The sequence below is a fragment of the Flavobacterium hydrocarbonoxydans genome, from assembly GCF_009789235.1.
In the GTDB taxonomy this organism is placed as follows: domain Bacteria; phylum Bacteroidota; class Bacteroidia; order Flavobacteriales; family Flavobacteriaceae; genus Flavobacterium; species Flavobacterium hydrocarbonoxydans.
This window is the reverse complement of the sequence record NZ_WSTB01000001.1, coordinates 1-13,658: the sequence shown is the minus strand read 5'-3', so window position 1 is coordinate 13,658 and position 13,658 is coordinate 1. Positions and strand designations below refer to the sequence as shown.

The window sequence follows — 13,658 nt, the reverse complement described above, 5'->3', positions numbered from 1 at the left end:
GAATGAACTATTAAGCACGAATAAAACTCCCAACTCCCAACTTCAAACTTCAAACTTCAAACTTCAAACTTCAAACTTCAAACTTCAAACAAAAAATACATTATGAAAATAGAAATCTGGTCGGACATCATGTGTCCGTTTTGTTATATCGGAAAAAGACAACTGGAAACCGCTTTAGCTGAGTTTCCGGAAAATGATTTTGAAATTGAATGGAAGAGCTTTCAGCTTGACCCCACTATTGAACCACAATCCGGCAAAGATGTTTATACATTTTTAGCCGAAAGAAAAGGCATTTCGGTTGAGCAGTCAGTAGAAATGCACAAAGGTGTTGTTGATCGCGCAAAAAGTGTTGGATTGGATTACCAGTTTGACAAAGCAATAATCTCCAATTCATTAACGGCTCATCGTATTATTCATTTGGCGAAAAACAAAAAATTAGGCGATGAAATGGAAGAAGTTTTCTTTAAAGCCTATTTTACCGATGGCAGAGATCTGAATGATATAGAAACTTTGATTGAATTAGGTGTAAAAGCCGGCTTAAATGCTGATGAGGTCAGAACGGTTATTGAAAACGAAGATATATATCTAAAAGACGTAAAAGCAGACATTTCTGAAGCAAATGAAATTGGCGTACAAGGCGTTCCGTTTTTTGTTTTCGACAGAAAATATGCGGTTTCAGGAGCGCAGCCCGTTGAGGCTTTTGTGCAGACGATTAACGAGGCTATGAAATAATTTTAGATTTTAGAGTTCAGATTTTAGATTATTAGCTGCTTTGTAAACTTTATGCTAAACTTTACATATAAATTTTACCGCAAAGTACACCAAGATTTACGCAAAGTTCCCAAAGTTTAGATAAAGCTTTGCGAACTTTGCGATTTTATTAAGATCTAATGATTACAATCTTTGCGTCTTTGCGGTTAAATTGACAATGAATATCACAATCTAAAATCTGAACTCTAAAATCTACAATCAAATTACCCCCATTTTCTGCATCAGGAAAGTAGCGCTTTTGTTTTTACAAATACCGCTTCGTAATTTATAATCAAAATGCAGATCATTATTTTGTATTTCGACCTCAAAACACTGATTGGTTAAAATATCCGGGTATTCATTAGTAGTCAGACATACTTCAATATCGTGGGTTGCAATAGCTCCGATGGCTTTTTTGGCTATTATTTTCTTCACCACTTCTATGGTTCCGTTGCGTTTGTCATCAGAATTGGTTCCTCTCAGAATCTCATCCAATAAAACAAAGGCAGGCTGCTCTTCGAGGGCATCCATAATTTGTTTCAGACGCTTTATTTCGGCAAAAAAATAGGATTCACTATCAGATAAAGAATCGGATAAGCGCATTGAAACCAAAACTGGCAATGGGTGAATGTTAGCCTCTGATGCACAAACAACTGACCCAATTCCGCCTAAAACCATATTGATTCCTAAACTCCTCAAAAAAGTACTCTTTCCTGACATGTTGGAACCGGTCAGAATCATAAAAGATTCCGGATAAAAATGCGTATCATTTCCAACTCTCGTTGCCGGATTTAACAAGGGGTGACTCAGGTTCGAAAATCCAATTTTATATTCAGAATTGATTTCCGGAAACACAAAATCAGGATTGTTATACGCCAGATTGGCAAGACTGTTCAGGGTTTCAAATTCACCTATTATTTCAATCCATTTCTGTAGCTCTTCGGAGTAGTCGGATTTCCATTTTAAAAGTGCTTTCAGCACATGAAGATTGAATAAAAACGATCCGTTAAATATAATTGCTGTTACCACATTGCTGATGGTGTCCATTCGGGAGAACAATTCAGACAGCTGTTTTAAATGCTGACTCGCTTTTGCATTCCTGAAAGTAAACTGCTTTTGCAAATCAATTAACTTTTTAGACTGAAAGGTTTCGTTTTCGATTTCCTGAACCAGTAAACCGTATTGCTTAATGATTTTATCAATATTATCCGCTTTGGCAATTTCAGACTGTATGCGTTTAAACGACTTTCCTAAGATGGCCAGATTCGCAATAAACACATACGTAAGATACGAAAGCAATATCATTTTTGAGGTGATAAAATAGCTTATCAGCAGACCAAAAAACAGTGTTGGCATGATGATCGAAAGGGCGACTAAAACTTTAGGTAGCGAATTGTTTTTAGATGAATTCCAATGAAATAGCGATTCATAAGCATTTTTAGTATCATTGCTGATGGTTGCCAAGGCCAGAAACTCCTGTCGCCACTCAATTTTAGTTTTTAGTTCGTTTATGGCCTCCTGATTTTCCAGGATTATTTCATTCGGATTTAGTTGTAATAATTGTTGGGCTAATGTTTTTTTTCCGATGTAAGTGGCGGTTCTGTTTAAATTCTGAAATAAAGAATGCTCTCCAAAAATATCCAGATCATACGCATACGGATGATGAAAATCAATAAACTCCACACCGTTTTCAAAAGGAAGCTTTTCTCTTTTTAAAAACCGTATTTCATTTTCATTTATTTTTAAAAGTGCCGTAGTCAATTGCTTTTGAAAAGACAAACGCGAATGAATTCTCATCAGAAGGACAAAAGCCACAAAGGATAAAAAGGCCAGTAGTACATACCAGACAGCATTTGTTTTGAGGTAATAAAACAAGAAAAATAAACAAACGAAAACGCTCAAAAGGCGTAAAATACTGATGCTGTTGTATTTTTTGTTGATTTTATGAAAAGCTATTGTAAACTGTGTAACCTTATTTTGATAGAAATCCATTTTTTTGATTTAATGAAATACAAATATAGGTTTTACAGATAAGCTGTTTGGTGTAATTGGCTAAGAAATTTACAAAATTAGCTTTAGCAGTTTTACATTAGTGTTTACCACAAATTACACAAATTTTCACAAATTTATATTTTTGACTCCCTTAGTTGTAATGAATAAATTTAATTAAACACATAAAACATAGATTGTTTAAATCAAAAAGAAATTTACATCTCACACATAACTATGTGTTTTAATGCAAGTGAAACGCCTTTTTTTAAGTTTAATAATCTATGTTTTTTATGTGTTAAAAATTAATTTGGGTATTGGACTGATACTAATTGAAAAGCTTATTTACTTCTAAGTTTCGTGCATTACCAAGACCGGAACGGGAACAATTTTGGCTAATTTTTCGGTAAAACTAGAATCAAAAAGACTTTCAAAAAAGGAGCGTTTGTGTGTTATCATCGCCAAGACATCAATATCTTTATACAAGACAAAGTCTAGTATAGTTTCTTTGACTTCATCACTTGGCAGCACCAGAAATTCTACATTTTCGTTTGCAAATTCTTTCTCCCATTCTTTTACAGTCTCTACAGAAACATCTGAAGAAGTTGTTTTTACATACAAACTTCTGACTTTTGCATTTGTTTTCGCCGCAATTTTAAGCACTTTTCTAAGTTCGTTTTTATCTTTTTCGCGATAGCGGGTTGTAAATCCAATGGTTTTTATTTTCCTGAATTTGGCATCCAGCGGCACACATAAAACCGGCACTTCTACACCTGATATTACAGAACTGGTATTAGAACCCAGAAAAAATTTAGACCAGTCAGAGATTCCGGAAGTACCCATGATGACAAAATCGATGTGGTCTTCTTTTACCGCATTTTTCAGGTTGTATAGTAAATCACCATCCATTAAACGGTGTTTGATCACGATGTTGTCCAGGTTTCTTTCGGCAGCAATAGTGCGTAGTTTTGGAATTTCATCTTTGAACATTTCAAATTTTGCTAATTCTATAGAGCTGTAAATCGAGGCATAATTCTCCGGGAAAAACTGGCTGTCATACACCGGAATTTCAAAAGTGTGCAGCAAAATCAGTTCGCCGTTAACGATTTTTGCAAATTCTAAAGCATGAATAAAAGCGTTTGTAGCAGCTTCGGAGAAGTCGGTTGGGAATAATATCTTTTTCATTTTGATTTGATTTAAAGGTTGTTACTCAAATTTACTCATTATAAAAGGTAAATAACCTGATAATTATCAGTTCTTTAACAGTTAATGATTTCTTAATACTGGGAGAATTTTAAAACTTATTTTTAAACCATATAAGTGATATAAGTTCATTTTTACTTTGCGTTCAAAACGGTTGACTTTAGACGCATTTTGTAGCAAAAAAATTAAACCATATAAGTGATATAAGTTCATTTTACTTTGCGTTCAAAACGGTTGACTTTAGACGCATTTTGTAGCAAAAAAATTAAACCATATAAGTGATATAAGTTCATTTTACTTTGCGTTCAAAACGGTTGACTTTAGGAACATTTTGTAGCAAAAAATTAAACCATATAAGTATATAAGGTCATTTTATATTGGGTTTAAAATAAGGAATATAAAATGAACCGTTTCTAAGGAACTCTTATAGGTATTCCTTAAATAAAACGGAATAAATTCCGTTGAAAATAGGCGAGGACAAGTTAAAGTTCCATAGGAACGGTTCATTTTATCTTCTAATAGTTAAAAAAAACAACAGCCATAAATCTAAAATTACTTATATCCCTTATAAGTTTTAAATTTCATAGCAATCCAATTTATATTTCCTTACATCACTTATATGGTTTAAAAATATCCTTTAAAATTCCCCCAGTATTACTTTGAATTTAATACTTCAAGCCTTTTTTTATACCTTTGCGCCATGATAAATCAAGATTCTATAGTTGCATTGGCTACTCCGTCCGGAGCAGGGGCGATTGCTATCATTCGTATTTCTGGTTCTGAGGCTATTGCGATCGGAAATTCTGTTTTTAAATCCATCAAAAACAAGGATTTGACTAAGCAAAAAACACATACGTTGCATTTAGGTCATATTGTGGATGATGCCAAGACACTGGACGAAGTTTTGGTTTCGGTATTTAAAGGGCCTAATTCGTACACCGGCGAGGATACTATCGAGATTTCCTGCCATGGATCGACGTATATTCAGCAGCAGATTATTCAGTTATTGCTGAGAAAAGGCTGCAGAATGGCGGATGCGGGTGAGTTTACCTTAAGAGCTTTCCTGAACGGAAAACTGGATTTATCGCAGGCAGAAGCTGTTGCCGATTTGATTTCGTCAGATAACGAAGCGTCGCACCAAATTGCGATGCAGCAAATGCGTGGTGGTTTTAGTAACGAAATTGCCAAATTGCGTGAAGAATTGCTGAATTTTGCTTCCCTGATAGAACTAGAATTAGACTTCGCCGAAGAAGATGTGGAGTTTGCAGACCGGACACAATTTCATGAATTACTAAACAGAATTGAATTTGTCCTGAAACGCCTGATCGATTCCTTTGCGGTTGGAAATGTCATCAAAAACGGAATTCCCGTTGCCATTGTAGGAGAGCCCAACGTTGGAAAATCGACTTTGTTGAATGCTTTATTAAACGAAGAACGCGCCATTGTATCCGACATTGCCGGAACGACCCGCGACACGATTGAAGACGAACTGGTCATTGGCGGAATTGGTTTCCGTTTTATTGATACGGCCGGAATCCGTGAAACCAAAGACGTTGTAGAGAGCATCGGAATCAAGAAAACCTTCGAGAAAATCGAGCAGGCGCAAGTGGTTTTGTATTTGGTTGACAGTTATGAGTTATCGGTTGTGAGTTTGGAAGCTTTAAAAATAGAGATTGAAAAGGTCAAAAATCAATTTCCTCTAAAGCCTCTTTTAATAGTTATTAATAAAATGGACTTACTTTCAGAAGAGAAAATTAATTTAATTGAAACACAACTCACAACTCACAACACACAACTGCAGTTTATTTCCGCTAAAGAAAACATAGGTGTTGAGGAATTAAAAAATCAGTTGCTTTCCTTTGTCAATACCGGAGCTTTGCGTAATAATGAGACAATTGTAACCAATACAAGACATTACGATTCGCTGCTTAAAGCTTTAGACGAAATTACAAAAGTAAAATTTGGTCTTGAAACCAATTTGTCAAGCGACCTGATGGCGCTGGATATTCGTGAGGCTTTGTATCATTTCGGAATGATTACGGGGCAGGTTACCAATGATGAATTACTGGGGAATATATTTGCTAATTTTTGTATCGGGAAATAATTAAAGTTAATCTGTTGTGCGAAATTTTTTCAACACATAGAAACATAGCTTATTGAACTCAAAAAAGGCGTTTCACTTGCATTAAAACATCCCGATAGTTATCGGGACTATGTGTGAAGAAACGAGTTTCTTTTAGAATTACTTTTTCAAAATCATAAAAGCTATGTTTTCTATGTGTTTAATTAAATTTTTATTGATTACACGCAACGCGTTAAATTTGTAAAAACTTTATAAAAGAATGGAAGTCATGCTATTACTTCCTAAAACAAAAACACAAATTAAAGTACTTTCTAAGACCGAGGTTTAGGCAAATTTCTATCATACATAATAATACTTCCGGCTACCGCCACGTTCAGGCTTTTTTGCGATTTGAATTTCACCAAGTGATGGCATTTATCCATTACTTTTCTGGACAAGCCATGATCTTCAGCGCCCAGCAAATACACACAACGTCTCGGATGTTCAAAGGTTTCCAGATCAACTGCATTTTCATCTAATTCCACCCCAACCAATCGCGCTCCTTTGGGCAGGTTTTCATAAAAAGCTTCGAAAGTATCGTAGTGAAAATACGGAATCGATTTTACCGCATCATGCGTGTCACTGGCTTGTTTGGCATATCGGTTGCCAATCGTAAATATAAAAGTAGCCCCCAGGTTCTGAGCCGTTCGCCACAAGACACCCAGGTTTTCAGGCGTTTTACCATTACGGATCCCTATCCCAAAATATTCATTTATAAAATTATCATTCATGAGGCAAAAGTACAAACTGTATGTACATTAATCAATTTTTTGTTATGATGACAGGAAAATTCGGTACAGGTTTGGCTTTTTGATTTTTGAGCAAACGTTACTCAATATATAGTACAAGCTTTGAAGTATAGCCTGTTTAAAAAAAAAGAAACGTCTCCAGTTTAGTTTGGAGACGGTTCTTTTTTTATTTCTTTTCTTCGTTATTCAGTTTATCCTCAAAATCCGGATTTTCACCTTTAAATTTGTGCGTGTCCACATCATAATTTTCATCGTTGGTTAAAACTTCCTCATGATCTTTATATTGATGTTTTCTCATGTCACTTCGTGTATCAGCACCACTTTTTTTAGCAGTATTCTGATTTTGATTGTTTGTGTTCATAATGATAGATTTTAAATTTTTATAAAATTACCCCTAATACTACGAGTATTACTTATAGAATACGCTCTAAAAGTTATAAAATATCCTGATAGCCAATACCGTAACTTTTACTATGGACTGATAATTATATAATTCGAACCGTCAATTTTATAAGGCCAAAAACGTATTTAGAGTTAATTTTATGTCTGGTAAAAACCGAAAGTAACTTTAAAAAAATAGCAATATGGAAAATTTAATCAGTCAGGAGCATCTTGAAGATATCAGGGAAATAATCGAAAATAAAATAGCGGATGTTCCGGGAGAATTTATCCTCTTTGGAGCAATAGGTGCTTTACTTTTGTCGTCTTACCTTGGTAAAAATGGCCACAAACAGGCCAGTTCTATTGTCGGAAAATTGTCTATACCGATTATCGGAATTGGGCTGGCAAAATACAGAGACGTTATCAAAGCTGAAATCGAGAGTTTTCAGGAGCCAAAATACGAAAACCTGAATACAGAATCGTAAATGCGGGCAGGAGCAGAGCGACACCGTGAGTCCTATCCGAATAGTCAAAGTACAAAAAAGGGTTGTCCAATACCAGGACAACCCTCTTTTTAGAAGTAGAGGAAACAAATTACACTTTGATATTTGCATCTTGTTTATTGTCTATCATGTAATCAAATTTTATTTTTAATAAAATCTAAAATTGTGTTTAATAATCAAGTTGAAAATATTAATAGTACTCCTTTATATATTCATAAGCCCTATCAAAAAGCACTTGCTCTTTATGGAGCTTATATTTTAATAAAGCTTGACGTAAAGATTTTTGCACTTCACGTTCTCCCGAGGCTGTTTTTTGCCAACCTGGAAAACGAACTTGTCTAACAATTGCATCTATATCATGCACAATCCTTTCAACAACTGCTGGAGTTTGATCTGTTTTTAATTCCAAAAATAATTCTGTCAAAGCAGCCTGTGGAGTTTTTTCTTGAAGTTCAGCTTCTAATTCTTTTTCAGCTAAGAGTGTTTCTTTAGCTAATTTGCATAACTCTTTTACAAATTCTATAGAAGTGATTAAACCTTGTTCGGCTTTATCTCTTAATGCTTCTAATAATTCACTGAGTTTTTTGAATTTAGGGTTACCTGCATTTTTCTTAAATCGCTTAACTAATATTTTTTCAAGCTTTTTAGCATTTCTCGGATCTGGATTATTAAAAATATCTTCAATGACATCTGCATCAAGAACAAATTCTTCTAATTGATGAACTTCTCCAACATGAATATTTTCATGAATTAATTTTGTTGTTTGGGCTCCTAACGAAAACCAGAGTAATTTACCAACATGATCTGATGATGGACGTACAGACTCAAAAACTTGCGATAGCCATCTGTAATCTTCCTGATATTGATTTAATACACTATCTGGTGATAATGATTCCCAAAGTTTGGAAAGCTGTTTATAATCTTTGGCAAATGCATCTTTCTTTTCGTCTGTGTTGATGGCATTTTGTGCTAATTCTAAACCTTCAAAACCAGTAATTTTTTTGTCAACTCCAATAAAATGATCCAAAACCTTTTTTATTGCCGTAGGTAATTGATCTTTTAATTCATTTAAATTGGTAATAATTTGTTTTACGCTTTCTTCATCAAATTCTAAGGCTTTTGCAGCATCATCAAAAACACCAAAATAATCTACAATACGTCCAAAAGTTTTGCCGGGATATAATCTATTTGTTCTACAAATTGCTTGTAACAAAGTATGATCTTTAATTGATTTATCTAAATACAAAGTTTGCAAAATAGGTGCATCAAATCCCGTTAATAATTTAGCGGTAACAATTAAAAATTTAAGTTCTGAATTTGCGTTATTAAAATCATCAACAATTTTTTCTTGTTGATTTTTATCAATTCCCCATTTTTGTTTGAACTCAAAATCATCATTTGCCGAAGTTGAAATAACTATTTTACTTGATTCAATTGAAAAATATTTGTCTAGTTCTTCTTTGTATTGAACGCAAGCATAGCGATCATGAGTTACAATCATAGCCTTATAGCCATGTGGAAGTACTTTTTCATTAAAGTGTTTTGCAATATCTTCTACAATTTTCGCTACACGTTCTGGCGATTTTAAAAATGCAGCCATTTTAGCTGATTTTTTATTTAATGCATCTGCTTCTTCGTCTGATAACGCAGCTTCTTCTTTAAATTCTTTAAAAGCCTTATCTATTGTTTCTTTATCGACATGAACATCGACTAATCTTGGTTCAAAATGCAAAGGAAGCGTTGCTCCATCTCGAATTGAATCATGAAATGTATAACGAGACAAATAACCTCCTTGATCTTCCTCTGCTCCAAAAGCCCAAAACGTATTCTTATCAGCTTTATTTACCGGAGTTCCGGTTAAACCAAAAAGAAATGCGTTTGGTAAAGAGGCTCTCATTTGCCTTGCCAATTCTCCTTCTTGCGTTCGATGTGCTTCGTCAACCAAAACAATAATATTATCTCTTGTATTCATATTTGGTTTCGCATCACGAAACTTATGAATCATAGAAATAATTATTTTTCTTGTATCTCTTTCAAGAAATCCCTGAAGCTCTGTAATGCTATCTGTAGTGATAACATTTGCTATATCAGCGGCATTAAAAGTTCCAGTTATTTGAGTATCTAAATCAGTTCGATCTACTAATACAATTACAGTTGGGCTTTTTAATTCTTGGATTTTTCTTAATTTTTGTGCAGCAAAAACCATTAATAAAGATTTTCCAGAACCTTGAAAATGCCAAATTAAACCTTTTTTAATCTTTCCTTCTAAAACACGGTCTACAATTTTATTGGCGCCTTCGTATTGCTGATAACGACATAAAACTTTTATTCGTTGTTTCTTTTTGTTGGAAGTAAACAATGAGAAATTTTGCAATATGTCCAATAATCTTTTGGGTTGTAGTAAATCTGATAATTCTTTTCCAATTTCATTTATTCCTAATTTTTTAGCTAAATTATCATCTTCATTTTCTAAACGCCAAGGAGCCCAAAATTCCAATGGAGTTCGAATTCCGCCATAATAGAAAGTTTTACCTTCAGTTGCAAAAGAAAGAATATTAGGTACGAATAATTGCGGAACAGCATTCTCATAAATATCATGAATTTCATGTGCTCCATCTAACCAACTTACAGACGGACGAATTGGAGTTTTAGCTTCACCAACCACAACTGGAATTCCATTGATTAATAAAACTACATCTGGAATTTTAGTTTCTCTGTGGTGAATACGATATTGATTGGTTATTAAATAAGTGTTATTATGAATATCTTCAAAATCGATTAAACGAATAGGAACATGACGATTGTTTTCTCCAAATGGCATGGTTTTATCACCACACATCCATTTAAAAAATTCTTCATTTGCTCTTACTAAACCTTCTGTATTTACAGATATTAATATCGCTCTTAGTTTATAAATAACCTCATCAGCTAATTCATTTTTTTGAGCGATTTCAGGGTTTAAACGAATTAATGCAGATTTTAATACATCTTCTAAAAGTACCTCATTGACACTTCTATTAAGTTCTGTTGACGAAATATATTTCCATTGAGTACCATATCCTACTTTAGATTCTTCAAATCCTACTGCTGAATTAAGATTTTCCCCACTCAATTGGTGAATGATGTAATGTTCTACACTGTTTAATTCGTTAAATCCCATTTTTATAATTATTAAAATAATTAGATAATATAGTTTTCAAATTGGTAGGCATTTTTGAAACAATGAAAAAGTCGAAATATTTAAATAAAAAAATGTGATATAAAGAATGCTCACTGTCCATATGGCAGTTTGATTTAATATCTTTAAATATACCTTTTAATTCTCCTTTCAATTCAGCGTCGTCTTTATGATCCACATAACTATTAAGTGCATCTTTGATTTGTATAACGTATGAAAATCTAATCTCTAACCTTTCTCTTATTAAATCTTTTCTATTTAAATTGCAAATATTAATTGTTTCTTCTCCTTCAGTAGTAATGCCAATTATCTTACCATCTATTTGAAAAGAAAAATGCCTTTCGGGATTAACTTCATATTCAGGATTAATCATCAGAGGATTTTCAAATCCTTGGAGCCAGTTTATATCAGTTGGGTCAAATCCAACAATACTTCTTGTGTTATTATGATCGGATATACGATTAGTTTCCGTCCATGTTAATAATGGAAATTTATTACTTTTATTAAGATTGCAGTAAGAGCATAGTGGAATTAAATTAGACCATTCATATGCCAACCAATAATAACCCGGTTGATTGTATTTTACTTCTGTTTTATTATTCCTGGTTTTTTTCGGTCTGTAATGATCTACCTGTAATTCTGCTCCCCTACGTCTCTCACAAATTGCACATTTATTTTTATATAATAATGATAAATGATTTAAGGTTGTATCCCTATAACACTCTGATTTTATTTCGTGTTTATGTTTTTCAACTAATAAATTTGCTTTTATAGTGTTCCATTTTGCATCTATCAAATCTGGCGGTGGGCTATTTAGATTTTTATATCTGTGTACCATCGTTTTACTCTTTAAATAAATCTTGTGGAAATATATCAGTATCTAATTTTCTTAACCTTTGATCTACCTCTTTATTCCATTTAACTTCATCATAATTATCTTCAATATATAATTTTTCAAATGCTTCATCTGACATATCTTCAAAAAAATCAAAATCAAAAATATCAGAGGTTAATATCGTATTTGGGGTCAAATACTTTATTTCATTTTCTAATTTTTTTAGTCTTGCAATTTTTACTCCATCACTTGCATTTCTAGTTATTACGCAGAATACACTATTTTCAGGTGCTCCCAACAGAGGAATTGCACTATGTGTAGTGACAATAAACTGCACATTTGGAAATGCCTCTGTTAATTGCTCTACAAAATGTTTTTGAAATTTAGGATGCAAATGAATATCAATTTCATCAATTAAAACAACACCTCTTAAATCCGCAATATCATATATTTCAGGTTGTTGTTGATATAACCGAACTATCATATCACTCATCATCGCAACAATGCTTAGATAACCCGATGATAGCTTGTCTATTGTTACTGAATGCAATAACTCCCCATTGGAATCTATTTCGCTAAACAATGTAATTGGTGTTTTTCCAGATCTGTAAGTAAATCCAACTTCCCTTATATTTAGCATAATACTTTCTAGTAATTCTTTTATTTCATTTTCTCTTTTAGAAATATCAATACCTTTATCTTTCCAATTTTGAAATTCACTTTCTAAATCTAATAAATATCCATCATTATTAAAAAGAGATCGAAATGTTCCAGATTTACTTTTTGCATTTTTTAATTGATTTGGAGATAAAGCTCCGTATAAAGTTTGAAGTCTCATTGGACCATAAGCGGCGAAACCAACTGTATAAGGTTTTCTCTTACTGGTTCCTATGTTATCTTTACGAATAACTTCAATATTGTCTTTTGTTTTTCCTGTAAGATTTAATTCTACTTTGAATTTTTTATTTTCTTTACTTTCAATTTCATTCATTTTTCTATGACCAATTGAAGTCGCTAACGCTTTAAGTATCGAGGTTTTACCTACTCCGTTCTCACCTGTTAAAAAAATCCATTGCGTATTTACTGGTATATCTTTAAGATTACAACAATCAATAGGCCCATAGTTACTAATTTGAAAACTTTGTATTTTACTGGGAGCAATATTTGAGAATTTAACATCAAAACTTTTTTTATCATTTCTATAATAATTGATCTTTTCTATATCATCTTCAAATTCATAAAGATCAATTAAACCTATAGGAAGCTTATCATCAAAATTATTTCTTAAATAGTAATCTTTAATTGCAGTATCAATTATATACCAATCAAAACTCAAAAATTCTTCTAAGTTTTTTTTCCAATTTTTGCCTTCAAACTTTTTAATATAACTTGGACTACTTGGTGATAAACCTAATTGTTTTTTTAAGTACATTTCCACGAAAGATGTTTTCTTTTCAGAATCAGATGTATTGACGTGTACCCAACTTTCTCCAGTTGATGAAATCATAAAAGCTATATTAGGCGCTTTTGTTATCCAATTGACCCCTTTCCAGAAACCAACTGTCAAATAATCATCGTTACCCAAAAACCAGTAACCATCAGTTAATTTATTACTCCTATTCGTTTTTCTGGGTCTAAAAAATAAATCTTCTTGTTCCATATTTTTTTTAATAAGAAACTCAAATAACTCATCATGAATATCAACTATTGTCATATAACTATAAATTCATTTAATATTTTTTACAATTTTTCATTCTAAAAAGAGCATTTTAAAACACCTGATTAATTAAACTTTTTTGTAAATTCTTAGAAGATATTATTTTTTCATAAATTAATCTTTTATTGTTTTCAATTTTTTCTAATATATCAACAATCTTTTTTTGTTCATTTAAATCATCTGGAAAGGCTATTCTCAAATTTCGCTGTGAAGTAATCCCAATATAAGCTC

10 protein-coding genes are annotated in these 13,658 nt (G+C 32.7%); 3 read left to right on the top strand and 7 right to left on the bottom strand.

Annotated elements, in window-relative coordinates; all coding sequences use genetic code 11:
- Positions 1 to 102: 102 nt before the first annotated feature.
- The gene (locus tag GON26_RS00055; protein WP_160372700.1) at positions 103 to 732 is read left to right on the top strand and encodes a DsbA family oxidoreductase; all 630 of its coding nucleotides are present in this window, start codon (positions 103 to 105) and stop codon (positions 730 to 732) included.
- A 237-nt stretch (positions 733 to 969) separates the two neighbouring features.
- Here GON26_RS00055 and GON26_RS00050 read toward each other — a convergent pair whose 3' ends face one another.
- Together GON26_RS00050 and GON26_RS00045 are read right to left on the bottom strand one after the other, a co-directional pair.
- Positions 970 to 2,742, bottom strand: a complete 1,773-nt coding sequence (locus GON26_RS00050) for a MutS-related protein (RefSeq protein WP_160372699.1) — start codon at positions 2,740 to 2,742, stop codon at positions 970 to 972.
- Between the two features lie 348 nt (positions 2,743 to 3,090).
- Positions 3,091 to 3,924, bottom strand: coding sequence for a universal stress protein (locus tag GON26_RS00045; RefSeq protein ID WP_160372698.1), 834 nt, complete (start codon positions 3,922 to 3,924; stop codon positions 3,091 to 3,093).
- Between the two features lie 718 nt (positions 3,925 to 4,642).
- On the opposite strand from GON26_RS00045, the gene mnmE reads away from it, so the two are divergent.
- Positions 4,643 to 6,046: a tRNA uridine-5-carboxymethylaminomethyl(34) synthesis GTPase MnmE gene (gene mnmE / locus GON26_RS00040; protein ID WP_160372697.1), complete on the top strand. Its 1,404-nt coding sequence runs from the start codon at positions 4,643 to 4,645 to the stop codon at positions 6,044 to 6,046.
- A 290-nt stretch (positions 6,047 to 6,336) separates the two neighbouring features.
- Here the strand turns inward: mnmE and GON26_RS00035 are convergent, their stop codons facing one another.
- Together GON26_RS00035 and GON26_RS00030 are read right to left on the bottom strand one after the other, a co-directional pair.
- Positions 6,337 to 6,795, bottom strand: coding sequence for an RNA methyltransferase (locus GON26_RS00035; RefSeq protein ID WP_160372696.1), 459 nt, complete (start codon positions 6,793 to 6,795; stop codon positions 6,337 to 6,339).
- Between the two features lie 184 nt (positions 6,796 to 6,979).
- Positions 6,980 to 7,174: a hypothetical protein gene (locus GON26_RS00030; RefSeq protein ID WP_160372695.1), complete on the bottom strand. Its 195-nt coding sequence runs from the start codon at positions 7,172 to 7,174 to the stop codon at positions 6,980 to 6,982.
- 223 nt (positions 7,175 to 7,397) lie between these two features.
- Here GON26_RS00030 and GON26_RS00025 point away from each other — a divergent pair, with 223 nt between their 5' ends.
- Positions 7,398 to 7,679 carry a hypothetical protein gene (locus GON26_RS00025; RefSeq protein WP_160372694.1) on the top strand — a complete coding sequence of 94 codons (282 nt, stop codon included), beginning with the start codon at positions 7,398 to 7,400 and terminating at the stop codon, positions 7,677 to 7,679.
- Positions 7,680 to 7,887: 208 nt separating this feature from the next.
- On the opposite strand, the gene GON26_RS00020 is transcribed toward GON26_RS00025, so the two are convergent.
- The 3 genes from GON26_RS00020 to GON26_RS00010 are packed head-to-tail and all read right to left on the bottom strand — an operon-like array spanning position 7,888 to position 13,424.
- Complete coding sequence (locus GON26_RS00020) at positions 7,888 to 10,857, bottom strand: type I restriction endonuclease subunit R (protein ID WP_160372693.1); 2,970 nt, start codon at positions 10,855 to 10,857, stop codon at positions 7,888 to 7,890.
- Positions 10,847 to 11,713, bottom strand: coding sequence for an HNH endonuclease (locus GON26_RS00015; RefSeq protein ID WP_160372692.1), 867 nt, complete (start codon positions 11,711 to 11,713; stop codon positions 10,847 to 10,849). Before GON26_RS00015 ends, GON26_RS00020 begins: the two co-directional genes overlap by 11 nt.
- Before the next feature lie 4 nt (positions 11,714 to 11,717).
- Positions 11,718 to 13,424 (bottom strand): AAA family ATPase, encoded by a 1,707-nt coding sequence (locus GON26_RS00010; protein ID WP_160372691.1) that lies wholly within the window; start codon positions 13,422 to 13,424, stop codon positions 11,718 to 11,720.
- Between the last annotated feature and the right edge of the window lie 234 nt (positions 13,425 to 13,658).

Coding starts and splice junctions, on each gene's coding strand:
- GON26_RS00035 (WP_160372696.1), bottom strand. CDS start 6,795: ATGAATGATAATTTTATAAATGAATATTTTGGGATAGGGATCCGTAAT.
- GON26_RS00015 (WP_160372692.1), bottom strand. CDS start 11,713: ATGGTACACAGATATAAAAATCTAAATAGCCCACCGCCAGATTTGATA.
- GON26_RS00010 (WP_160372691.1), bottom strand. CDS start 13,424: ATGACAATAGTTGATATTCATGATGAGTTATTTGAGTTTCTTATTAAA.
- GON26_RS00050 (WP_160372699.1), bottom strand. CDS start 2,742: ATGGATTTCTATCAAAATAAGGTTACACAGTTTACAATAGCTTTTCAT.
- GON26_RS00025 (WP_160372694.1), top strand. CDS start 7,398: ATGGAAAATTTAATCAGTCAGGAGCATCTTGAAGATATCAGGGAAATA.
- GON26_RS00020 (WP_160372693.1), bottom strand. CDS start 10,857: ATGGGATTTAACGAATTAAACAGTGTAGAACATTACATCATTCACCAA.
- GON26_RS00045 (WP_160372698.1), bottom strand. CDS start 3,924: ATGAAAAAGATATTATTCCCAACCGACTTCTCCGAAGCTGCTACAAAC.
- mnmE (WP_160372697.1), top strand. CDS start 4,643: ATGATAAATCAAGATTCTATAGTTGCATTGGCTACTCCGTCCGGAGCA.
- GON26_RS00030 (WP_160372695.1), bottom strand. CDS start 7,174: ATGAACACAAACAATCAAAATCAGAATACTGCTAAAAAAAGTGGTGCT.
- GON26_RS00055 (WP_160372700.1), top strand. CDS start 103: ATGAAAATAGAAATCTGGTCGGACATCATGTGTCCGTTTTGTTATATC.